Here is a 22,861-nt window from a genome sequence, read left to right on the forward strand (position 1 = left end):
CCTGAGGTTAAGAAGGCGGGGTTCATGCGTGGGATCCCCTCACAACCCCCTCGCCTGCTCGCGCAGCACGAACTTCTGGATCTTTCCCGTGGAAGTCTTCGGCAGGCCCCCGAACACCACCGTCCGGGGCGCCTTGAAATGGGCGAGATGGTCGCGGCACCAGCCGATCACCTCGGCCTCGGTCACCCGCCCCTCCGATCCCGGCTTCAGCGTGACGAAGGCGCAGGGAGTCTCGCCCCATTTCGCATCGGGACGGGCGACGACGGCGGCCTCCATGACGTGGGGGTGCTGGTAGAGGACCTCCTCGACCTCCAGCGAGGCGATGTTCTCGCCGCCGGAGATGATGATGTCCTTGGCGCGGTCCTTGATCTCGACGTAGCGGTCGGGGTGCAGCACGGCGAGGTCGCCGGTGTGCAGCCAGCCGTCGCGCAGCGCCTCGTCGGTCGCCGCCGGGTTCTTCAGGTAGCCCTTCATCACCGTGTTGCCGCGCAACGCCAGCTCGCCCAGCGTCTCGCCGTCGGCGGGCACTTCGCGGCCGGTGTCGGGGTCGAGCACGGTCTGCTCGGACATGGTCACGTTGGGCACGCCCTGGCGGGCCATCTTCACCGCCCGCTCCTCCAACGGCAGCTCCGCCCAGCTCTCCTGCCACGCGCAGCCGGTGGAGGGGCCGTAGCATTCCGTCATGCCGTAGAGGTGGGTCAGGCGGAAGCCCATCCGCTCCATCCCCGCGATCACCGCGCTGGGCGGCGCCGCTCCACCGGTCGCCACCTGCACCGGGCCGTGGTCGAAGCCGCGTTTCACCGCGTCCGGCGCGTGGATCAGCATGGTCAGCACAACCGGCGCGCCGCAGAGGTGGGTGACCTTCTCCTCGGCGATCAGGCGGAAGATCGCCGCCGGGTCGACGGCGCGGAGGCAGACATGGGTCGCCCCCACCGCCGTCACCGCCCAGGGGTAGGTCCAGCCGTTGCAGTGGAACATGGGCAGCGTCCACAGATAGACGCTGTCGGGCCGCAGCCCGAAGGTGATGACGTTGCCGAGCGCGTTCAGATGGGCGCCGCGGTGATGGTACAGCACGCCCTTGGGGTTGCCGGTGGTGCCGGAGGTGTAGTTGAGCGCAATGGACTCCCACTCGTCCTCCGGCGTGCGCCAGGGCGCCTCGGGGTCGCCGGTCTTGAGGAAATCCTCATACTCCAGATCGCCCACCGGGTCGGCGTCCTGCGCCGCCGGGTCGTCGATCCACACCACCCGCGGCGGGGCCGCCATGCGCTCCAGCGCGGCGCTGGCCACCGCGGACAGGCCGCGGTCCACCAGGAACAGGCGGCTCTCGGCGTGCTCCAGGATGAAGGCGACGGCGGGCGCGTCGAGCCGCGTGTTGATGGCGTTCAGCACCGCGCCGGCGCCGGGAATGCCGAAATGCGCCTCCAGCATCGCCGGGGTGTTGAAGGCCAGGACGGACACCACCTCCCCCGGCCGGACGCCGGCCCTGCTCACCGCGGAGGCCAGCGCGCGGGCGCGGCGCTCCACCTCCGCCCAGTTCCGTCGCAGGGGACCGTAGACCACGGCGGTCTTGTCCGGATAGACCATCGCGGAGCGGCGCAGGAAGTCCAACGGCGTCAGCGGCACATGGTTGGCCGTGCGCCTGGATAGGTCTGCGGACGGAGTGGTGGCGTCCACGCTCGTCTCCTTCCCTGTTCTGCGGTCCCTGTTTTCTGGGCCGGCGCCTTACATCGAACGCCTTGCCGATGATGGTAGTCACGAACCATTGGACAGAACAAGTTTCACCTTTGGTCGGCCCCCTCCCCTATGCCCGCAAGAACGTGGCAGGGATGGGCGAGCGCGTTACCGCCTCTGGCGTCGCGGTTGCGGGCCGTCCGCCCGCTACACTGTCCGGCATCGAGCCGTATGGGGGCGACCATGACGACGGTGCGGATCGCGTTCGACAAGGAACTGGTGCTGTCCGGGCATTTCCTGCTGAAGCATCTGGAAAAGCCGGAACTGCAACGGCTCGCCGCCAGCGCCCGGCTGGCCTATTTCCGGCCCGGCGCGGTCATCTTCCAGAAGGGCGACCCCGGCGACAGCATGATGGCGGTCATCCGCGGGCGGGTGAAGATCTGCTCCCACTCCACCGACGGCAAGGAGCTGGTGCTGAACATCATCAACAAGGGCGGCCTGTTCGGCGAGATCGCCCTGCTCGACGGCGAGCCGCGGACCGCCGACGCCGTGGCGCTGGAGGAAACCGACCTTCTGGTGCTCGACCGCTCCAAGTTCGTGCCGCTGCTCAATGAGCGCCCGGCGGTGGCGCTCCAGCTCATCACGGTGCTGTGCAAGCGCCTGCGCCAGACCAGTGAGCATCTGGAGGACACGTTGTTCCTGGAGGCATCGTCGCGCTTCGCCCGCGCGCTGATGCGTCTCGCCGACGTGTTCGGCAAGCCGGCGCCGGGCGGGCTGAAGCTGGACATCAAGCTGTCGCAGCAGCAGCTTGGATGCTTGGTCGGCGTCTCGCGCGAGAGCATCAACAAGCTGCTCGGCGAATGGCAGCGCAACGGCGTGATCGCCGTGGAATCCGGGCGGATCACCCTGCTCGACCGCCACGCGCTGGAGGAGATTGCCGAGGCGAATGGTTAGAGGTGTCGCGCCGGGCCCCCACCCCGGCCCTCCCCTGCTGCGCGGGAGAGGGTGCCTTCTGCGAAGCGTCATCCCCTCCCCTGCGTTAGCGGGGGAGGGTTAGGGTGGGGGCCCAACCCAACCACCCCTCAATTTAACTCCCGCAGCACCCGCACCCCGTTGTTCAGGTACCGCACGTCAGGATCGTAGAACAGCCGCGCCGTGTCGGTGATGTCAGCCAAGCCCCCCCGCCAGGACCCGCCGCGCAGCACGCGCTCCCGGCAATTGGTGGACGTCCAGGCGCTGCCGTCCGTCGGCGCGCCCGCATAGTCGGCGTGCCAGCAGTCGGCGACCCACTCCGCCACGCCGCCGTTCATGTCGTGCAACCCGAAGGGGTTCGGTTTGTAGCTGCCGACCGAGGCCGGGGTCAGCCGCTCCTGCGCGCCGCCGCAGTCCTTGCAGTTGGCGAGCGTCCCCGTCTGCCCGTCCCACCAGTAGCGGCCCGTCGTGCCGCCGCGCGCCGCGTATTCCCATTCGGCCTCGCTCGGTAGGCGGTAGCGCTGGCCGGTCTTCTGGCTCAACCACTTCGCGTAGGCCTGGGCCTCCAGCCAGGAGATGTTGTGGATCGGTGTGCTGTCGGTGGGCTTGGTCATGCGCGGCATGCCGCCGGTGCAGCCGCCGCCCTCGACGCAGGCGCGCCACTCGGCCACCGTCACCTCATAGGCGCCGAGCGCGAAGGGTTTGGCGATGGTCACCTTATGCACCGGACGTTCGGAGCGGTCGCCCTGGTCGCTGCCCATGCTGAAGCTGCCGGGCGCGATCCGCACCATCACCGGGCAGTCCGGGCAGTCCTGGAAGCTGGCCGATTTGCTGTGGTTGCGCACCGCGCTGTTGCCGTTACCGGTCGGGGGCGCCGCGGCCACCTGCTCGGGCGCTGGCACTGGCGCCGGCTGCGGCGGTGCCGGTGGAGGCGGTGCCGGTGGAGGCGGTGCCGCAGCCTCGACGACTGGAGCCGGGGCCGGTCGCGAAACCGGAGGAGGAGTCGATTGGGTCGGTGGCGGCGGCCGAGCCGACGTGACCTCCGGCGGCTTGGCGGCGGGGGTGAGCGCGCCCAGCTTCTCGCGCGCCGGCTTGGCGTAGGCGCCACTGCCGAACAGCCGCAGGAAGGCCTCGAAGTCGGCGGGCTCGCGGCTGCCCTTGACCATCTGCCACAGCGATTCCTCAAGCGCCGGCGCGGCCGGGGCGGCGCCCGGCGGGGCGATCTCCAGCGTCACCGTGCCGGTGGCCTTGCCGCCCTTGCCGTCCTCCACCTGATAGGTGAAGGCGCCGGCCGCCCCCGCCCGCTCCTGTTCCGGGTCGAAGGTCAGCCGGGTCAGCCCCTCGGCCGGCAGGCGGTCGCCGGGGCGGATCAGGGTGGCGCCGTCGCGCACCTTGCCGCGGTCGGGCACGGCGGTGACGGTGACGGTCAGCGGGTCGCCGTCGGGGTCCACCGGCGCCTCGATGGCCAGGGGATTCGGCAGGGCGCGGATGGTGCGTGCGCCGGCCACCACAGGCTCACGGTTGCTTGGCTTGATGGTGATCGCCACGCCGCCCCGCACCACGCCGCCCCGCCCGTCCATGATCGCGAAGTCGAAGCGCCCGGCGTCGCCCACCACCGTCGCGTCCGGCTTGAAGCTGGTAGCGGCGAGCTGCTCCACGGTCAGATAGTCGCCGATCAGCACGATGCGGTCGCCGATGCGCACGCTGCCGCCGCGCGGCAGGCCGGAAATCTGCGCGAACAGCTGGTCGTCGTCGGGATCGGTCGGACGCCCGATGCGCAGCGGCTCGGCGTCGCCGCGGTCGGACAGCTCCAGCGGGCGGATCTCGCCGAGCACCGGCGGGCGGTTGGGCGGGCGCGGATTGAAATAGAAGGGCGCCGCCCCCAGCGAACCGAAGATGTAGGGCTCCTGCCGCCCGTTGGTCGCCTGCCGCACGGTGTCGCGCACGTTGCGGAAGAACAGGCTCAGCTCCAGCCCCGGCGTCTGAAGATGCTGGAGCAGCGCGTCGGTGTAGGGGCTGTGGTCGCCCTGCCCGTCCTCGGCCAGCTGATCGGCGCGGGTGGCCATGGCGACCAGTGTGTCGCTGGGCGTGTCGTCGACGCGGGCGAAGCCGTAATTGACCTGGATGCGGTTCTGCCCGGCCTGCTTCAGCCGGTCCACGAAGGGGTTGTTGCGGCAGGAGTCGAGCATCAGGATGCCCAGCTTGCGCGCCTGCGACAGCTCGCCCATCATCAGGTTCAGCGGCATCGCCTCATAGACGAGGTCGCGCTCGCGCTCCAGCTTGGCGTCGGCCGGGACGATGTAGTTGTTGCCGCCCACCTGGATGCCGTGGCCGGCGTAGAAGATCACCGCCACGTCGGCCTGCGAGGCGCGGATGCCGAAGTCGCGCAGCGCCCGCTCGAAGCCGCGGTTGTCCATGTCGAACTTCTCGTCCACGTCGAACTGGAGCTTGCGCAGGGCCTCGGCGATGGCCTTGGCGTCGTTCACCGGATTCTGGAGTTCGGGGGCGAATTCGTACTTGCCGATGCCGACGACCAGCGCGATGCGCTTCTCCGGGGACTGTGAGGCCTGGGATGATGGAGGCTGGGAGGACGGCGATTGGGCGGCCGCGCCCGCTGCCCAGCCGAGAAGGCCCACCAACAGCAGGGCGAGGGCGAGCGACCAGAGGCCGGCGCCCGAACAACGCTGCGTCAAGGGTCCGTCGAACATCGGCCGGCTCCATGGTGGGAAGGCGGTTGCGCACCCCATACCCGGCACCCATCGGCATAAAATTGCCAATTAGCCGATCTTAATATTTCGATTCCTGCGCACCAAGCGTTCATTCAGCCTAATCCCGAATACGGGGAATGGGTGGCTACTCCCCGGCTTCGGCCGCGGGCCGCACCTCCTCCCCCTCGCGGTCGAGGACCAGCCAGGCACGGACCGCCTTGCGCTTGCCCTTCAGCGCCATCTCGCCGACCGGCAGGCCGGCCACCGTGCCCTGCACCGCCGTCCAGGTCGGCTCCCCAATGACGATCCGGCAATGGGGGGAGGAGCGCATGTCCACCGTCTTGCCCAGCGCCTCCAGCCGGGCCGCCGTGTTGGCGGTGTCGCCGAGCAACGAGTATTCCATGTGCCTCAGCCCGCCCAGGCTGCCCGCCACCAGCGGACCGGTGTGGATGCCGACGCGGATGCCGATGGCCGGCAACCCCTCCGCCTGCCAGCGCTTGTTCAGCTCCCGAAGCTCCCGCCCCATCTGGATGGCGCAGCGCACGGCGCGTTCGGCGTCGGCGTCGATCTCCGCCTGGGTGGTGCGGGCGACGGGGGCGCCGAAGACCGCCAGGATGGCGTCGCCGATGAAGCGCAGCACGATCCCGTCATGCGCCGCCACCACCCGCACCATGGCGTCGAGATAGCCCTCCAGCCAGAGGATCAGCGGCTCCGGCTCCAGCGCCTCGCAGACCGTGGTGAAGCCCTCGATGTCGGAGAAGAAGACGGTGGCGGTCAGCTCCTGCGGGCGGGGGCGCCCGCCGGCCAGGAAGGTCGCGCGCTCCCGCCAGATCTCGTCGGCGACGGGCTGGGAGACGTGGTTGGCAAACAGCTGCATCAGGCTGCGGCGGTCCGTGCGCTCCTTCAGCGACAGATGCGCGGTCATCACGGCGATGCCGCCCAGCCACGCCGCCGAGGGCGCCATCATCGCCACCAGCGGCCCGCCCTGGGCGAACAGCGCCAGCGCCGCCGCCCACAGCCCCAGCAGCCCGAGCAGGCTGGCCGGCACCAGCAGCCACACCGGCCAGCCGGCCGCCGCCAGCGCCACCCCCGCGGCGCTCAACGCCAGCACCAGCGCGACGACCCAGCCGTCGGACAGGTCGCGGCTGGTCCGCCCGTCGAGGATCTGGGCCAGCGCGTGGGCCTGGATCTCCACCCCCGGCGTGGACAGACCGGCGACCGACAGCGGCGTGCGGTGCTGGTCCACCCCGACCAGGACGGTGCCGACCACGGCGATCCGCCCGGCCAGCCAGCCGCGCGGCAGCAGCCCCACCATGTCCGCCGGATAGGTCGGGAAGGGCGGAGAATCCGGCGACGGGCGGGCGTGCCAGTCGATGCGGAATGGCTCCGCCGGGACCTCCTCCCCGGCCGCCCCTCCGGCAAGCTGGGCCAGCCGCGCCGGGAAGCTGGGCAGCCCGTCCGGACCGCGCGGCACATGCCAGCGCACCGTACCGTCCAGCCGGTCCTTGGCGAGGTTGGCGTGGCCGTGCGGAATGCCGTCGAGGAACCGCCCGAGATAACGGCGCTGCTCCTCCGTCAGCGCCGTGTCGCCGAGCGCGGTGATGGCGACCACCGGCACCGTGGCGCGTTGGATGCGCTGGCGCAGCCGCTCGTCGAGCGCCGGCAGGGTCGGCTGATCGAACAGGATGTCCAGCCCGATCGCCCGCACCCCCGCCGCCTCCAGCGTCCCCACCAGATCGGCGAGGAAGCCGCGATCGACCGGCGACCGGCAGGCCAGCGTGGCGAACAGGTCCTCCCCCAGCGTGACCAGCACGATGCCGGGATGCTGCGGGGCGGGCGGCGTGAAATAGGCGATGGCGAGGTCGCGGAAGCTCTCGTCGGCGGAGCGCAGGGGCGGCACCAGCCGGGTCAGCCCCAGCGCCGCCGCCGACACGCCGACCACCGCGGCCAAGCCCACCAGCCCTCTGGCCAGTCCTTTGGCGAGCCACGGGGCTTTTGCCCAGCTTGGCCTGCCCCCCGATGTCCCCAACGGCGGCGCCCTCACTCCACGCGCAGGATCACCTGCGCCATCACCAGTTCGGTCTGCTTCAGCGAGGCGAGCGTCCGCTCCAGCCGGGCCGCCGCCTCGTCGGACAGTGGCCGGAAGGCGTCCTGACGCCCCGGCAGGTCGGCGCCGAGATCGCGCCCGGCGGCGAAGCAGCGCACCTCCTGGTCGGCGGACAGGTTCCCCGACCGCTCCGCCGCGCGCAGCGGCACCGGCATGCGGTCGCCGGCCAGCGTCAATGTACGGTGCCCCTCCACCAGCGAGCTGGCCGACGGCCCCGGCGGGTAGATCGGCGTCAACTGGCCGCGCGTGTTGCGCAGGTAGCAGTAGAGATGCGCGTCCCGGTTCGTCTGGAGCACCAGGGTCACTGTCTCCCCGGACCGGTAAGTCGGGTAGAGGCCGCGGTCGGTGGCGAGATAGAGATTCAGCGGCGCCACGCTGTCCCGCACCGGGTCGAGCAGGGCCGCCGCCTGCGCCGCGCAGCCGGCACCGGCCAGCCGGACGGCCAGCTCCGCGCCCTGGCCCGCCGCGATGCCATCGGCGGCGATCACGCGCAGGGTCAGGCTGTGGCGCACCCGCCCGTCCGGCCCGGCGACGGAGACGGCGGTGCCGTCCGCCATCGGCAGCTCGCGCGGCCAGGGCACCGCGGCTCCCTTGTCCCAGCGCAGCGTGGCGGCGGCCTCGTGCCCCTCCGCGCGCAGGGTGGCCGGGATCAGCGTCGGATCGGCAGGCTTGCGCAGCAGCACGGTGCCGCCGGACTTCACGCATTGGGTTCCGGCCCGGCCAGGGTCGAGGGTGAAGACCTGCTCCTCCCCCTTCTGCATCGGGGTGCCGACCGCGCGGGCGGCTCCGAGGTCGGTCTGGAAGAAGCGCTCCCCACCGACAAGGCTGCCGACGCCGGTCCAGCCCGAAGCGTCGGGCATGCGGTCGAGCGGCCCGTCGAACGGCCCCTTCACCCGGAGCATGCGCCCGTTGGCGAACAGGAACATGGCATTGGCGCCGTCCGGCACGGTGACTGCCGTGCCGTCGGGGACCAGTTGCCCCTGGGCGTAGCCAGGGGCGGTGGAGGCGACGACCACCGCCTGTTCCGCCGCCGCGCGGCCGGCGGTGACGCCGACCGCTCCGACGGCGGCCAGCGTCAGGGCCGTCGCCACGAGTCCGCTCAGGGTCCTGTGCGCCATGCTGGCCTCCACCGGCGGGGATCGCGGAATCATTGGCGTTTCCCGGACGCCTGTCCAGGCGGCGAAGGGGGAAGGACGGGGTTGCGGACCCGGCCCAAAGAAGGGCGGGCGCCGTGAACGGACGGGCATGGTCGGACCTCCGAAATGATGCGCGCCGGCCCTATGCCGGCCTGTCGAGGCTAGACGGCGAAGGGCGGCGGCGGCTGTGAGGTGCGGCACAAAGTTGCGCAGGAGTTGCCCCCCTCCAACGTACTGAGTGTGGCGGGCTCCACAGCGCGGCCCGGTCCAGCCCCCTAGAGTGCCGGGCAGGACCGGCGCCCCGTTGGTCCGTCCCAGCGCCCGAGGAGACCGACCATGACCGACCGCCGCACCAAAGCCGACGCCGCCGAGGGTTTCGATGACCGCTTCGCCCGTCATGGAATCCTGGAGGTCGCCTATCTGCGGTCGGTGGAGATCGACGGCCTGCCCGCCTACGCCGTGTACGCCGCGAACGGCACCTGCCTGTGGCTGGACACCGACCGCGCGTCGGCGGGGGCGACGCTTCAGGAGCATGGGATGGAGCTGGTCAGCGTGCATTGAGAGCGGAGGTGATGGGGGCATTCCCCCCACCCTCCCCACTCCGTGGGTCCCCTCCCTCCCCCGCTGCGCAGGGGAGGGATTTTTGTGCATGCAACGCCAATTCCCTCCCCTGCAAAGCGGGGGAGGGTCAGGGTGGGGGCAATACTCCCCCATTCATCATCCCTTCGGGCTCAACAGGCACGACGTCCGGTTCCGCGTCACGATGGCGAGGCTGTTCTCCGGCTCGCCCGCCCGACGGAAGCGCAACGCGTTCAACTGGCTGGCGACGCTGAGCGACAGGACGTTCAGATCGCTCTCGTCGATGATCTTCTCGCCGTCCTGCCAGCACTGGATGCGCACGCGGCCCTTGGGGACCCCGACGTCGAGGCCGCCAGGCTGCACGCCAGGGTCGCTGCTCTTCTTGCGGACCACCGTCGCGTCGGCGGCGCCCCCGACCAAGGGGAGCGCCGCGATCGCCACCAGGAGAAGGAGTTTCCGGACCATGGCGCGTCCTCCCTTCCCACTCGATCACTGTATGGGCCGGAACTCGACGCGCCGGTTGCGGCTGTCGGTCGGGTCGGGGGTCAGCGGCTGGCTCTTGCCCAGGCCGGCGATGGCGATGCGCTGCGGCTCGATGTGGTGGACGCGCACCAGATACTCGCCCACCGACACGGCCCGGCGTTCCGAGAGGGCGAGGTTGTACTGCTCGCTTCCCACGGCGTCGGTGTGCCCTTCGATGACGAGGCGGAGCTGCGGGTCCTGCGACATCAGCCCACCGACCGCATCGACGTAGGAATAGAACTCCTTCGGGACGTCGGCGGAATTGAAGGCGAAGTTGATGCGGAAGCCGAAGCCGTTGGTCGGACGGGTCTCCGCCGGGGTCTCCGGCGCGGACAGGGTGGCCGGCTGCACACCGTTGGAACGGCGCGGGGCGGCCGGCGGCGGGGCGACGGGCGGGGCCGCGGCCTCCTGAACGGGCGCGCGCTTGGGCTTCGGCTGGGGCGCCGGCTCCGGCTGCGCCACGGGCGCGGTCGGCGGGCTGTAGCCCGGCTGCGGGGTCGCCTGCTGCTGGGCCGGCGCGCCGTAGTTCACGCTGTCGGTCGGACGCGGGCGGTTGGCGCTGTTCATGCCGCCGCCGATGATCTCGATGCTGCGGGTGCGGATCTTCGGCTGCTCGGTGCCATCCGTCGCAGGGGCCGCCGCCGGGCCGGGCTTCACCGCCTCGCGCAGTTCGTCCACGGTCGGCGGGCGCTCGAACATCATGACCCGGTTGCCGCCGGAGCCCTCGACGGTCTGCGCCCGCGCCGGGACCGCCATGCAGGCCAGGGCGATCATCGGCAGGGCCAGAGCGGGAAGCGCCACGCCGTTCAGCCGTCGGGCGATGGTCTTGGAGGTCGGTCGCGGCATCGGTGGTCTCCCATGATTCGGCGCCATGATCTGGCGTGGTGTTCTGCTGCCCCCTTCTCTACCCCCGTCCCCCGCCCCGCGCTGTGAGCCGGCCCACAATCCCTATCCCAAACCCCTAACCCTATCCCAAACCCCTAACGTTGGGCCGACACGGCGGGCAGAACCTGCACGGCCATCTGCCGGCTGCGCACGTTGGTGCCCTGGATGCTGCCGTAGGCGCCCACCACGTCGGCCAGCGTGGCGCCGGGAATGGGCTGAAGGTCCTCGGTCTTGTAGCGGTCGGCGATGCGCGTCCCCAGTTCGTCGGGGGAGACCACGCAGGCGATGGTCTCGGAGGCGCCGGGACGGTCCATGCGCAGGTTGAAGGGCTTCTGCGCGCCCGGCGGGACCTCCACCTGCTGGTTGGCCTGGACGAAGCTGTCGGGCTGGAAGCGGTTGGGGAAGATGCGGGCCACCGACCCGGCAGCGTCCTGGTAGTAGCAATAGACGAAACCGTTGGCCGTCGGCTGCACCTTGACCACCAGGGCCTCGCCCGCGCGGTAGCGCGGCTGCGGCCCGCGGTCGGAACTGAGGACCAGATCGGGCGGCGCTCCGGCGGGCGCCGGGGTGGCGCGCGGCAGCCCCTCCCCGCCCGCGTTCGACACCGATTGCAGGCGCGGCGCCCCCGGCCCCTTCTGGCCGCTGGGCTGGGCGAGCATCCGCTGGTAGAGGTCGAAGTCGATGCGCCCCGTGGCGATCAGGTCGTTGTCCGCCTGATAGCGGGAAATCGCGTCGCGGGTGCGCTCATCGAGCTGGCCGCTGTCCGATCCGTCGTAATAGCCCTCGGCCAGCAGGACGCGCTGGACGTAGGCGACGCGCTGCGACGGCGCCATGCCGTCGAACCAGTCACGCGCCTGCCCGGCGAAGGCCGGGTTGGTCTGGTCGATGCCCAGGCACTGCCAGTAGGGGGTGCGGGTCATCTTGCCCAGCACCTCGATCGTGCTGAGTTCGATCAGCGTGCGCACCGCCTGATGCAGCCCTTCGGACTTGTTGAGCGAGACGTTGAAGGACAGGCCGGCCTTGCCGATCACCGCCCCGGCGTCCGCCCCCTTGCCCGACGAGATGATGGCGAGCGAGTTGCTGGCCGACAGGCCGGGGATGATCTGGCGGGTCGCCAGCTCCCCGATGTTCAGGTCCACCGAGATCACCGACATCACCTGATCGGCGGAGATGCCCAGATCGACGGTGGGCAGGGAGATGCCGGCGCTGGCCGCCTCGCTCACCACGTTGTCGTCGAGTTGGGTGATGGCGCCGCGCACGTAATAGGACGGCGCGCGGAAGTTGGGCTGCACCCCGATCATCCAGTAGAGCGCGTTCACGTCGTCCAGCGTCGGCTCGAAATCGACGAAGCGGAAGGCGTTCGACCGCTCGGACATGCGCGACACGGCGGTGATCAGCATCTCCTTGGTGCCGCCGGCCACCCGGCCGGTGGCGTCGGGGATGCCGTTGGACGTGATGAAGATGTCGCGCTTGCCATGGTTCCACATCAGCGTGTCCATGCAGCGCAGCGCCTCGCTGAAGTTGGACACGGTGCGCACGGGCGGGGTCTTCGGCTTCTGGACCAGGGTCGCCTGTTCGCCCGAGGTGACGCAGGCTCCGAGAAGCAGGAGCGATGCGGCCGCCGTCGCCCTCGCGAAACCGGTGCGCCGGAAAAATCCCATGGCATCACTCCCTGGACGTTCAGCGGGCCAGATCAACGGGGCCAGATCAGCGGGCCGACACGCGCGGGCCGTCGCCGCCCGGACGCACGGTGATGGTGATCTTCTTGGACAGGATCGGCGGGTCGTGCGGGATATGCTCCGCATCGCCCATCAGAAGCTGGAGCGTGTGCCGCCCCGGCGGCAGCTCCAGGTAGGTTTCCGTCTGGCCCTTGCCGAAATGGATGTAGTTGCGGTTGTTGGGGATCGGCTCGTCCATCGGCGGCAGGTCGGCGTCGACCAGCAGGTGATGGTGGCCGGTGTTGTCCCGGCGCACGCCCGCCGGAGCGACGCCGAAGTTGCGCAGCCCGAACCACACCTTGAAGCGGCCCCTCACCACCTCGCCGTCGTTGGGCCAGCCGATGTAGAGATAGGCGTCTTTCGGCGACGCCGTCCGCCCGGACTTCGCCGCGTCGGGGGTGGAGGGAGTGCTTTCATGTTCGTGCCCGGGGCTGGCGGGCTGCGGCGTGTTGGTGGTGTCGGACAACGGCTTGTCGAGCGGGTCGGCTTCCGGAGACGACTGCGCGGCGACCGGCCCGGCGGCGAGCAGGACGGTCAGAAGGACCGGAACGGCGGCGCTGCGCATCATGACTTCCTCCCTGTCGCGCTCTTATTGCGGCACGATGATGGTGATCTTCTGCGACATGATCGGCGGGTCGTGCGGCACATGGTCCGCGTCGCCCAGGATCATCTGGAGCGTGTGCCGGCCCGGCGGCAGCTCCAGCCGCACCTCCGTCTGGCCGCCGCCGAAATGCAGCGACTGCTTGGTGTTCGGGATCGGTTCGTCGTAGGTGGCGAGGTCGCTGTCCACCAGCAGATGGTGGTGCCCGGTGTCCTCCTTGCGGATGCCCGCCGGGGCGATGCCCATGTTCTGCAAGCCCATGCGGACCCACAGCTTTCCGCCGGAGATGGTGGTGCCGTTGGACGGCCACATGATGTAGGCGCGCGCACCCTCCGGCGCCTTCTCCCGTCCATTCGTGCTTTGAGTGGTCGTGCTTTGAGTGGTCGTGCTTTGAGCGTTTGCGCTTTGGGCCGACGCCGCGCCCGGCAACAGGAGCAGCGCGGCCGCCACGATTATGGCGGCATGAGGCATGGACACCTCGCTCTTCTGGCTCTTCTCTTTGGGAGTTTCAATCTTATGCTTGGTGGGCGGACAATGTTCGCGGTTTTTCGGACCTTATCCTTTCACTCCCCACTCTCCAAATATTAAGGAGCGAAAGTGATCCCCGACCACCCCACTTTGCGCGAAGACCGGGGCCGCTTCGCCTATTCCTATTTTGGGCTTGACGGTTCCGCCCGCGGTGCGAAGGTCACGGGGCAGGAGGTTGCCGGTCCCGCATGCCCGATTCATCCCGCCTCGCCCCGCTTCCCGTCGGCCCCACTGGGGCGCCGCCGCGCCTCGGCCTGCGCCATCTGCTGGCCCCGGCGCTGCTGACCCTGGGGGCGGCCGGTCTGGCCGGACAGCGCCCCTGGCTGTCCGGCCACATCGCCCCCATTGCGGGCGTCATGGTGGCGGACGCGCTGGCCTCTCTGCTTGCCGCGGCGGCGTGGCTGGGGGCGGCGTGGCTGGGGTCGCGGGTCATCGACCTCGTGGTGGCGCGCAACGCCCGCGCCACGCCGATGCCGCGCCTGCTGACCGACCTGCTGCGCGCGCTGCTCTACGGGCTCGCGGTTCTCGGCATCCTGGCCTTCGTGCTGGGCCAGCCGGTGACCGGGCTGGTCGCCACCTCCGGCGTGGTGATCGCGGTGCTGGGCTTTGCGCTGCGCAACATGATCGCCGACATCTTCTCCGGCATTGCGCTGAACGTCGAGCATCCCTACCGCATCGGCGACTGGGTGGAGCTGACCCCTGGAGTCACCGGGCGGGTGGACGAGATCAACTGGCGGGCCACCCGGCTGGTCACGCTGGACGGCACGGCTCTGGTGGTGCCGAACGGGCTGGCCGCGGGCAACCGCATCACCAACTACAGCCAGCCCGGCAGCGGCTTCCGCGCCAGCGTGCCGGTGACGCTCGACGCCGAGGTGCCGGTGGCCCGCGCCAAGCGGATCATCCTGTCGGCCATCGTCTGCTGCGACGCCGTCCCCACCGAGCCGCGGCCCGACGTGGTTGTGGAGAGCATCACCCTGAACGGCGTCACCTATCAGGCGCGTTTCTGGGTGGCGGACTATTCCCGGCTGGCCGCCACCCGCGACGCCGTGGCGACCACCATCCTGGAGCATCTGGCCCGCGCCGGGCTGGAGCCGGCCAGCCCGAAGCAGGAGATGCGCCGCCGCAGCAACCGCCCGCCGCCCTGTTCGGCGCTGGGGCTGGGGCGGGACCTGCTGTCCCATGTGGACCTGTTCGCCGCCTTCCGCCCTGAGGAGATCGACGAACTGGCGTCCGGCATGCATCTGCGCCACGTCGCCGCCGGGGAGGCGGTGGTCCGCCAGGACGAGACCGGAACCTCCCTCTTCCTGGTGGCCGAGGGCGCGCTGGACGTGCGCGGGGCCTTCGGAGGACGGACGCTCCTGCTCGACCACATGGGGCCGGGCGACGTGTTCGGGGAAATGTCGCTGCTGACCGGCCAGCCGCGCAGCGCGTCGGTGATCGCCAACACCGACGCCGTGGTCTACGAGCTGGACAAGGAGGCGCTCGACCCCGTCCTGCGCCGCCGTCCGGAGCTGGCCGCCCGGCTGGCCGACCTGATGGGCCTGCGCCAGCGCCGCAACGACGCCCACCGCCGCGCCAGCGTGCCCGCCGCCGTGACCCAGACGGCGACCGAGCACGATCTGCTGGCCCGGCTGAAGACCTTCTTCAGCCTGTGACTCAGCTGTTCAGCGGGGAGAAGGGCATCCCCGCCTGCTCCAGCGCCTTTTCGATCACCTCCGCCGAGGTCTGGTCGAACAGTTGCAGCAGAAGATCGTCGATCTCGCGGTCCTGGCTGTTGCCGCAGGCGTCGAACAGGGTGGCGATGGCCTCCGTCTGGAAGCGCTCGCGCCCCTCGTCGCCGCCCCGGTAGTCCAGCGCCTTCGCCACCGCGATGGCGACGCGGAAAGGCTTCAGCAGGGTAAAGGACAAGCCCGCCTTGGCGAACAGCCCCTTAAGCGCGTGCGGCCCGCCGTCCCAGGCGAGCTGACGGGCGTTCTCCAAAAGCAGGTTGGCGCGCACCGCGATCCCGGCATCGAACAGCGCGATCTCCCCGGCGCACAGCGCCCGGAAGAGCAGCGGCGCCGACAGCCGCCCGCGGATCAGAAGATGCCGGGCGAGAAGCTCCACGTCCGCCTCGCGCGGGGTCAGCGGCTTCAGGAGGAGCAGGGTCGCCGCCTCCCGCGCCCGCTCGACCAGGACGCCGATCAGGCGGGGGTTGAGCCGGTGGCTGCGGATCAGCCGGTTGCGGATCTCCTCCGACACGAAGAGGATCAGCTTCTCCACCACCGCCGCCGACAGGTCGGGCCGCGCCGCCATCGCCTCGTTCACCGTGGCGACGCCGCCCCAGCGGTCGAGCACGCTGTGCAGGGACGGTTCCGGGATAACGGCGCCCCGGTTGCGCAGAAGCTCGGTGATGACGATGACGTTGCCGTTGCGCACCAGCGCGTCGGACACCGCGGGCGGGACGGAGCGGCGCCCGGCGATGGCCAGCTCCTTCGCCGGGCGCCGTTCGCGCAGGATGTCGAGGAGCAAGCCTTCGCTCAGCTTTTCCGCGTGGCGCAGGATGGGAAAGGCCACCCGGTCGACGTCACGGGCCAGCTTCTCCGCCAGCCCCTCCGTCAGCAGGGAGGAGTTGTGGATCTGCCACGCCACCGCCTCGCGCACGGCGGTCACCGCGTCGGCGGCGAAGCGTTGCAGGATGTCCATGGCCAGCGCCCGTTCCGCCTCGGCGAGGTCCCCCGCCTCCAGGTCGCGCACCAGATGGGTCATGGTGTCGATGCGCGCCTGGGCGTCGGGCGCGGCCAGCAGGCGCTCGACATCCTTCTGGCTCAGGGACCGCTGTGACATGCGCTGGGTCTTCCGGAACGGACGCTCGGGATCAGTACTCCGGCGTATCGTAGCGGATCAGATCGCTCCACGCCCGTTCCAAACGGCGCAACGTGCGGTAAGTCGTCTCCAGATCGGCGGCTTCCTCGTCGGTGCGGATCAGCGCCTCGCCCCGCACGGCTTCCAGCCCGCGCAGCGCCTCGCACAGCTTCAGGCCTCGCTCCGACAGGCGGAGCCGCGCCGTGCGCCGGTCGCGCTGCGAGGCGGAGCGGTCGACATAGCCCGCCTCCACCAGATGCTTCAGGTTGTAGGAGGCGTTGGAGCCGAGATAGTAGCCGCGCTCCAGCAGGTCGCGCACCGACAACTCCTCGCCGCCGATGTTGATCAGCATCAGGGCTTGGCCGGGGCTGAGGTCGTCGATCCCAATCCGCGCCAGCTCCATCCGCAGCACGTCCAGGAAACGCCGTGTCATGCTCTCGATGATGCGGCCAAGGTCGGTGTAGACGGCGGGCAGGGATGCGCCCGCCGGGGCCGCGCTGTCCGGCGTGGCTCTCTCCGGCACGGCTGGGGTCGGCTGCTGCTTGGCGGCGGCGCTCATCGCGATACTCCCGCTTTGGAAAAAACCATCATGGTATGGCGTCGATCCAATTCCGAACGGTGGACGGTTTACCCGTCCTTCTGTCGCAAGAATGATAAGATTTTAGTTTAATTTGTGGAAACAATGTTGAGACATGGCGGTCCTGCGCGTCGGAACGGCCCCGTCCACCTCCTGTTGCTCCCCTGTCCCTGCAGCCCGCCACTGCAATTCGGAGGAGGCCGACCATGCCGCATTCCACATGCTGTTCCGTCAAATCGCAAGCATGCCCTTGGAGGGTCCGCTGATGCGCAGCGGCTTGGCTCTCGCGGCCGGTTTGCTGGCCGGCCTGTGGCTGGACACCCGCCGCCGCACCAACCGGGCGGAACAGGAACACCCGCCGTCCGGCCATTTCATGAGCGTCGGCGGCACCCGCCTGCACTATCTCGACCACGGGCCGAAGGACGGCGCGGCGCCCCCCGTGGTGTTCCTGCACGGCAACGGCACCACCGCCGACGACTGGGCGTTGAGCCTTCTGGACGAGGCGGCCCGGCACCGGCGCTGCGTCTGTTTCGACCGGCCCGGCCATGGCTACAGCGAAGCGACGCCGCGGCGCGAGGCCGGCCCCGCCGCCCAGGCCGCTCTGCTGCGCGCCGCCACCCGCAAGCTGGGGCTGGAGCGTCCCATCGTCGTCGGTCATTCGCTGGCCGGGACGGTGGCGTTGGCCTGGGCGCTGGATTTCCCGGAGGAGATCGGCGGTCTGGTCATCCTGTCTGCCTTCACCCATCCAACCTCGCGGCTCGACTTCCTTCCCCTCCTGGGTCCGGCCATTCCGGCGGCCGGGCCGCTGCTCAGCCACACCGTCCTGCCGCCGCTGGACCGGCTGATCCTGCCGGCGCTGATGCGCCGCATCTTCGAGCCGAACCCCGTGCCGCCCAGCTACGACGCGTTGCCTCCCGACCTTCTGCTGCGCCCCACGCAGTTGGAGGCCGCCGCCGCCCAGTTGGCCGCGCTGATCCCCGGCGTGGCGGCGATGGCACCACGCTATTCCGAAATCCGCTGCCCGATGTCCGTCGTCGCGGGACGGGAGGACCGCATCGTCGATCCCCACGCCCACGCGGTGCAACTGCACAACGCGGTGGCCGGATCGACGCTGCATCTGCTGGCGGAAACCGGGCACATGCCGCAGCACGCACGCCCGGACGCGGTGATGGCCGCCATCGAGCGGGTGGAGCGGGCCATGACCGCCGAGTCGGCTCACGCGGAGGCATGAGTCGACTCTCCTGATTCGGCGACCGGGGATTGCGACTCGAAAAAAGCGACTCGTGGCGACTCGGGTGAGGGATGGTTAACAGTTTGGTTACGATCCAAGCGCTAACCTTCGGCCATATCGCACACTTTCAGCGCCTCAAGGATTACGCCGATGTCCATGGCCGCCGACGTTGACACCATCGAACGCACGTCCATCGTCGCCTACACCCTCCTCAACGAGCTGCACGACGTGCTGGCTCTGCCTAAGGCGCCCGATGACGTGACGCTCGGCATTCTGATGGGGCTGTCCATGTTCATGGACGACAAAGTCGGTCCGATGCGCTCCAAGCGCCTGATGTCGGAGGCGCCGACCATCGTCCTGAAGACCGACGCCCACGTCACGTCGGACCAGATGCAGCGGATCATGCCGGTCCTGCGCGCCTTCGGCGACCACCTGAAGGACATGCGCGCCAAGGCCACCCGCCCGGTCGACGACACCGTCGCCTGACCACAGAGCGCTACCCTGGTTTCACGAAAGGCCCGGCCGGCAACGGCTGGGCCTTTTGCCGTTCCGGTGCCCGGCTTGACCAGCCCGGCAATTCATCGGATGCTGAAACCATCGGTTCACCGGAGGGTCGCCGCCGGTGAATCGGACGCAACGCAGGGGCGGCTTCGGCCATGGAACTGCCATCGGGGGATTGGATCTGGGCTCTGGCCATCGCCGCCCTTCTGACGGGCGCGACGGTCAGCGTCATCGTGCTCGCCGCCGTCGGCTCGATCCGCCGCAGCGTCAACGAGGGCGCCGCCCGCCAATCGCAGCAAATCCGCAAGCTTGCGGAGACCGTCGCCACCCTGAACGCCCAGCAGCAGGCCGCCGAGGGGCGCGTCCAAGCCCTGACCGAGGCGAACCGCAAGCTGGCGGAGGAGGTCGCGGCGCTGAACGAGCGGCTGCGCGACGCCGATTCCGCCCCCCGCATCACCGGCACCGCAAGGCTTCTCCACTGACCATGCCCGACTTGTCCACCTGCCCCATCGACGGCGACGCCGAGCGCGCCCGTTGGACCGCCAGCGCCGACGCCTGGGACCGCTGGGCCGACCCGATGGCCGATCTGGCCGACAAGCTGAACCAGCCCCTGCTGGACGCCGCCGGGGTGACGGCGGGCGACCGGGTGCTGGACCTCGCCTCCGGCGCCGGCGAACCGGCACTGAGCGCCGCCCTCCGGACAGGTCCGGACGGGCTGGTGGTGGGCAGCGACCTCGTGCCCGGCATGATGGCCGGCGCCCGGCGCCGCGCCGCGGGCATCGCCGACGGGCTGCGCCCGGCCTTCGCCGCCGCCGACATGACCGCCCTGCCCTTCGCCGCGGCGAGCTTTGACCGGGTGACCTGCCGCTTCGGCATCATGTTCGTCCCCGACGTAGCGGCGGCCCTGGCCGAGCTGCGGCGCGTGCTGCGCCCCGGCGGACGGGCGGCCTTCATGGTCTGGGGGCCGCGCGCCGGCAACGCCTTGTTCGACACGGTGGGCGACGCCGTCGCCGCCCAATTGGGCGAGGACCGCAGCCTGGACCCTCTGTTCCGCTTCGCCGCCCCCGGCCTTCTGGCGGAGGCCATGCGCGCCGCCGGCTTCGCCACGGTGAGCGAGACCGACATCACCCCGGTCCGCAAGGCCCCCCAGGGCCAGCCCTTCTGGCGCGCCACGCTGGAGATGAGCTTCGGCCACCGCCTGCACGATCTCACCGCCGGGCAGCGCGCCGACCTGGACGCCGAAGTGACCCGCCGCTTCGACGCGCAGGCCCAGGGCGGCACGATCCCCCTGCCCATCCACGTCCGCATCGTGGCCGGCGCCTAATTCCCTCCCCTGCGAAGCTCTCGCGCAAACCAAAGGTTTGCGCTGACGCGGCAGGCGGACCTTCGGTCCGCCGAGAGCGGGGGAGGGTCAGGGAGGGGGCAAAACCTCCCCACCCCAACAACGCGCCCAAGTGCCGCAGCCGCCCCACCGAGCCCTATCCCCGGTTGACCGCGCCCCCGCATTCCTTTGGATGTTGCGTGCCGACGGGCCCTACCCGTCCGGCATCCGAGAGGAGGTGATGCGCTTGAAAAGGTACCTGAAGTGGCTCCGACGCTTCTGGTTCCGGATGAAGTTCGAGTTCGAAGCGGGCTTCAACCAGGACCACGATCGCTAAGGAACCAATGGGCGGGGTCGGGAAACCGGCCCCGCCTCCAGGAGACCGAAGGCGCATCACCTCCTTGCCTCGTAAAATACCACAGCTCCCGAAGCCGTCAAACGCCGCGAAGGACAGAGGCTCAACCGGCGCTCAGGGTTCGCCAACGTGCCATTCAATGAAGCCTCATCGGGTCGATGGGGCGGTCGCCCATGACCTCCTCCAACGACGACTTCCGGGGCGTTGTGGACGGCGGCGCCTGTTCCTTCTCCGAAACACCCCGTGCACGCGGATAGGGCGGGTCCCACACCGTGGCGAAGGCGATCCACGACAGCCCGAGTCCCACCAAGATCACCGAAAACGACACAACGTATGCGTAAGAAAGCCTATCCCCGAGAAAGCTCATCGTCATCTCGTCGAGGCTGGCGATCAGGCCCAGTTGCTTTCGGTACCCCCATGTCCACGGCAGGGTAAGCGGCACCAGCAGTCCACCCCAGATGATGAGCAACACACCGGACAGACGCATGGTACACCTGTTGCGCACTAGAACTTAAGTTTAAGTTTACGACGCCTTGGATACATGGTCAACGCTCTCCGCCCGGATGAAAGTCCGGGCATGGAACGCACGCAGGAATTCGGGCGGATGCTCCGCACGCTTCGGGAACAGCGAAACCTCACGCAAGAGGATCTTGCGGAGTTGATTGACCGTTCCGTTCAGGCTGTCTCAAAGATGGAGCGAGGGTTAACCCTTCCGAAGTTGGAGACACTGATTCGCATCAGTGAGAAGTTAAACGTTCCATTACGCGAGCTGGTCAGCGCATTCGATCCAAACGAATCCGCAGACCAAACCCGCATATCTTTTGAGGCATTAATCATAGAATCATCGCGTCGTCTTGACATCCGCGATTTAAGCATTGTCGCCAAAGTTGTTGATGCATTTCCAAACAAAAAGAAAAGTTAATATTTTTAGCGCTGAAATCCTCAGAAATCCCTAATTTAATTCACAATCTCCTTAAGGTATTTCAGAAATAGCTAAAAAGTTGACGACCTTCTTTTAGATCGCCAACTTTTTAGCTTTCAAAAACAAGCCTAGTTTTACCTATATGACAAATCTTCCTTAAAATTCATCATGCTTTTCTATAACGATAGTCAAATGGCTTTGCTCGCTCATCAATCAGAGCGATTTTTCTCTCAGCTCTTAGCTTTTGAAGAGCCTTTTTTACCTTATTTATATCATCTTCACCGCTCAGTTTTCTTGCCAGCTTATTGGAAATTACAGAGTCTGGATTTTGTTCGAGATAATCCATAATAACATCTTCGACTGATGCAATCCTTTGATGCTTCATAGTAACGACAAATGCATTTGCCCGTTCTTCAAACACCGGCGGAACCAACCCAGCTTTTTTAAGCTCATTTCTAACCGTATCCAATCCCTCACCTATGTCGTGATTCAATGGATTAGGAAGGTTATGGAGCATTCTAACAATGTTGGGATTCCTTGAAAACCTTTCCTCATAAATATTATTTATAGTTACATACCCAGGGAGCTTTCCGGGGCTAGATATCTCCACTCTGTTATCAAATATCCTAACGTGTATATCATCGTTCAAGCTGTAATCTCGGTGGATTACAGCATTAACAAGAACTTCTTTTATAGCTTCAGCGGGGTACTGCAGAGTTACCAATTTATCCCCTTCATAAAACGAAGCCCCATCAACAAGCTCTTTAATCTTTTCGATTGTATTTATAATCAGTTTCTCAATAGGACCATTTATGGTCGCCGGCATTTCTGTCAAATGTTCTCTCTTGTATTCAGATTCTGTTGTGCGGAGACGATAAACTTTTACTGCGCATCTAGTTTCAATAGCTGCTTGCGGCTCCTCATCAAATAACAAAACACATCCCACGTTAGGATATTCAGCTCCATTGCGCTCTGAAATTAATCTTTGCTTTTTTAGAAATCTCTTTGGCTCCAGATTTGATCCTACTCTTTGCTTGTAGTCATCGAGGATAGGGGATTCGATAACCTCATCAAGGGCAACAGATTCAATAGCAACTCGCTCGTAAGGAGCAGACCCCTTTGAATAGGCCAAACTCGTCACTCGCTCACCTTTTATCTTAACCTTTCCAGCATTAAGCCGAACATAGCAATCACCTGATGCCGTATAATGGACCTTTGGGCTCTTAGGAATCGATATATGAAGAATTTGCCCTCCCTGAGGTAGGGATAGAAATTCAACTATTACATTCTCAACAGAAGGAATTGTTTGTTCGAGAAGCGTCGCCAGAAGTGCGTTGGCTTCCTCTTTTGCAGAAAATGGCTGGAGACGATTTCCTTGAAATTTTTATCTTCTACACCAACATATATTTCACCGCCATCGGCATTCGCAAATGCGACAAAAGTTTCTTGTAATTTTGCTGGCTGAATTTTGCAGCCTTTAGTATCAAAAAAATGATCTTCATCTGCATCAAGGATTTTTTGAAGCTCTCTACCATCTGGAATCCTTTCTTCAAACATGGCTTTCTCCTTAAATTAGAACTGATGAACGATAGCGTATGAGGCGTTATCTAACGATAAAAATCAATATAATGCGTGCTGAATCAGAAGGAAATTTGAGATTTTTCCGTGAGCCCTTCGGAATGT

22 protein-coding genes are annotated in these 22,861 nt (G+C 67.5%); 8 read left to right on the forward strand and 14 right to left on the reverse strand.

The features are described 5' to 3' along the window. Positions 1-39: 39 nt before the first annotated feature. Positions 40-1,674, reverse strand: a complete 1,635-nt coding sequence (locus tag AMK58_RS08935) for an acyl-CoA synthetase (RefSeq protein ID WP_059398810.1) — start codon at positions 1,672-1,674, stop codon at positions 40-42. Between the two features lie 240 nt (positions 1,675-1,914). On the opposite strand from AMK58_RS08935, the gene AMK58_RS08940 reads away from it, so the two are divergent. Then, on the forward strand, positions 1,915-2,625 hold the full coding sequence (locus AMK58_RS08940; RefSeq protein WP_035674264.1) for a Crp/Fnr family transcriptional regulator: 711 nt from the start codon (positions 1,915-1,917) through the stop codon (positions 2,623-2,625). A 128-nt stretch (positions 2,626-2,753) separates the two neighbouring features. On the opposite strand, the gene AMK58_RS08945 is transcribed toward AMK58_RS08940, so the two are convergent. From AMK58_RS08945 to AMK58_RS29450, 3 genes are all read right to left on the reverse strand, one after another. Then, positions 2,754-5,351, reverse strand: coding sequence for an SUMF1/EgtB/PvdO family nonheme iron enzyme (locus AMK58_RS08945; RefSeq protein ID WP_059398811.1), 2,598 nt, complete (start codon positions 5,349-5,351; stop codon positions 2,754-2,756). A 145-nt stretch (positions 5,352-5,496) separates the two neighbouring features. Beyond that, positions 5,497-7,308 carry an adenylate/guanylate cyclase domain-containing protein gene (locus AMK58_RS08950; RefSeq protein ID WP_059398812.1) on the reverse strand — a complete coding sequence of 604 codons (1,812 nt, stop codon included), beginning with the start codon at positions 7,306-7,308 and terminating at the stop codon, positions 5,497-5,499. Between the two features lie 83 nt (positions 7,309-7,391). Next, the gene (locus AMK58_RS29450) at positions 7,392-8,576 is read right to left on the reverse strand and encodes a DUF4384 domain-containing protein (RefSeq protein ID WP_158283110.1); all 1,185 of its coding nucleotides are present in this window, start codon (positions 8,574-8,576) and stop codon (positions 7,392-7,394) included. A gap of 354 nt (positions 8,577-8,930) precedes the next feature. On the opposite strand from AMK58_RS29450, the gene AMK58_RS30845 reads away from it, so the two are divergent. After that, entirely contained in the window at positions 8,931-9,155 is a 225-nt protein-coding gene (locus AMK58_RS30845; protein ID WP_014240582.1) for a DUF1150 family protein, read from the forward strand. A 156-nt stretch (positions 9,156-9,311) separates the two neighbouring features. On the opposite strand, the gene AMK58_RS08965 is transcribed toward AMK58_RS30845, so the two are convergent. The 5 genes from AMK58_RS08965 to AMK58_RS08985 form a co-directional block, all read right to left on the reverse strand. Continuing rightward, complete coding sequence (locus tag AMK58_RS08965) at positions 9,312-9,638, reverse strand: hypothetical protein (protein WP_035683514.1); 327 nt, start codon at positions 9,636-9,638, stop codon at positions 9,312-9,314. Positions 9,639-9,662: 24 nt separating this feature from the next. After that, positions 9,663-10,541: an OmpA family protein gene (locus tag AMK58_RS08970; protein WP_059398814.1), complete on the reverse strand. Its 879-nt coding sequence runs from the start codon at positions 10,539-10,541 to the stop codon at positions 9,663-9,665. 134 nt (positions 10,542-10,675) lie between these two features. Continuing rightward, positions 10,676-12,241, reverse strand: coding sequence for a DUF4384 domain-containing protein (locus AMK58_RS08975; RefSeq protein ID WP_059398815.1), 1,566 nt, complete (start codon positions 12,239-12,241; stop codon positions 10,676-10,678). Positions 12,242-12,287: 46 nt separating this feature from the next. Continuing rightward, entirely contained in the window at positions 12,288-12,866 is a 579-nt protein-coding gene (locus AMK58_RS08980; RefSeq protein ID WP_236778092.1) for a DUF4399 domain-containing protein, read from the reverse strand. Between the two features lie 21 nt (positions 12,867-12,887). Further along, positions 12,888-13,370 (reverse strand): DUF4399 domain-containing protein, encoded by a 483-nt coding sequence (locus tag AMK58_RS08985; protein WP_059398816.1) that lies wholly within the window; start codon positions 13,368-13,370, stop codon positions 12,888-12,890. Between the two features lie 245 nt (positions 13,371-13,615). On the opposite strand from AMK58_RS08985, the gene AMK58_RS08990 reads away from it, so the two are divergent. Beyond that, a complete protein-coding gene (locus tag AMK58_RS08990; protein WP_236778093.1) occupies positions 13,616-15,082 on the forward strand; it encodes a mechanosensitive ion channel family protein in 1,467 nt (488 codons plus the stop codon). A 1-nt stretch (position 15,083) separates the two neighbouring features. Here AMK58_RS08990 and AMK58_RS08995 read toward each other — a convergent pair whose 3' ends face one another. Then, entirely contained in the window at positions 15,084-16,253 is a 1,170-nt protein-coding gene (locus AMK58_RS08995) for a DUF2336 domain-containing protein (protein ID WP_059398817.1), read from the reverse strand. A 31-nt stretch (positions 16,254-16,284) separates the two neighbouring features. Continuing rightward, positions 16,285-16,830 carry a MarR family winged helix-turn-helix transcriptional regulator gene (locus AMK58_RS09000; protein ID WP_035674181.1) on the reverse strand — a complete coding sequence of 182 codons (546 nt, stop codon included), beginning with the start codon at positions 16,828-16,830 and terminating at the stop codon, positions 16,285-16,287. 283 nt (positions 16,831-17,113) lie between these two features. Here AMK58_RS09000 and AMK58_RS09005 point away from each other — a divergent pair, with 283 nt between their 5' ends. The 4 genes from AMK58_RS09005 to AMK58_RS09020 all read left to right on the forward strand — a co-directional run bounded on the left by AMK58_RS09005 (position 17,114) and on the right by AMK58_RS09020 (position 19,904). Beyond that, a complete protein-coding gene (locus AMK58_RS09005) occupies positions 17,114-18,079 on the forward strand; it encodes an alpha/beta fold hydrolase (RefSeq protein ID WP_059399048.1) in 966 nt (321 codons plus the stop codon). Positions 18,080-18,235: 156 nt separating this feature from the next. Next, positions 18,236-18,565 carry a hypothetical protein gene (locus AMK58_RS09010; RefSeq protein WP_236778094.1) on the forward strand — a complete coding sequence of 110 codons (330 nt, stop codon included), beginning with the start codon at positions 18,236-18,238 and terminating at the stop codon, positions 18,563-18,565. 170 nt (positions 18,566-18,735) lie between these two features. Continuing rightward, entirely contained in the window at positions 18,736-19,062 is a 327-nt protein-coding gene (locus AMK58_RS09015; RefSeq protein ID WP_035674176.1) for a hypothetical protein, read from the forward strand. Between the two features lie 2 nt (positions 19,063-19,064). Beyond that, positions 19,065-19,904, forward strand: a complete 840-nt coding sequence (locus tag AMK58_RS09020; protein WP_059398818.1) for a class I SAM-dependent methyltransferase — start codon at positions 19,065-19,067, stop codon at positions 19,902-19,904. Between the two features lie 488 nt (positions 19,905-20,392). Here the strand turns inward: AMK58_RS09020 and AMK58_RS09030 are convergent, their stop codons facing one another. Then, positions 20,393-20,743 (reverse strand): hypothetical protein, encoded by a 351-nt coding sequence (locus AMK58_RS09030; RefSeq protein WP_035674171.1) that lies wholly within the window; start codon positions 20,741-20,743, stop codon positions 20,393-20,395. Positions 20,744-20,833: 90 nt separating this feature from the next. Here AMK58_RS09030 and AMK58_RS29455 point away from each other — a divergent pair, with 90 nt between their 5' ends. Then, positions 20,834-21,178 carry a helix-turn-helix domain-containing protein gene (locus AMK58_RS29455; protein ID WP_158283111.1) on the forward strand — a complete coding sequence of 115 codons (345 nt, stop codon included), beginning with the start codon at positions 20,834-20,836 and terminating at the stop codon, positions 21,176-21,178. A 166-nt stretch (positions 21,179-21,344) separates the two neighbouring features. Here the strand turns inward: AMK58_RS29455 and AMK58_RS29460 are convergent, their stop codons facing one another. Together AMK58_RS29460 and AMK58_RS31115 are read right to left on the reverse strand one after the other, a co-directional pair. Beyond that, positions 21,345-22,319: an ATP-binding protein gene (locus tag AMK58_RS29460; protein ID WP_196813119.1), complete on the reverse strand. Its 975-nt coding sequence runs from the start codon at positions 22,317-22,319 to the stop codon at positions 21,345-21,347. 140 nt (positions 22,320-22,459) lie between these two features. Then, a complete protein-coding gene (locus tag AMK58_RS31115) occupies positions 22,460-22,735 on the reverse strand; it encodes an AlbA family DNA-binding domain-containing protein (protein ID WP_175424464.1) in 276 nt (91 codons plus the stop codon). Positions 22,736-22,861 lie beyond the last annotated feature (126 nt).

The organism is Azospirillum brasilense, from assembly GCF_001315015.1.
Classification (GTDB): Bacteria; Pseudomonadota; Alphaproteobacteria; order Azospirillales; family Azospirillaceae; genus Azospirillum; species Azospirillum brasilense.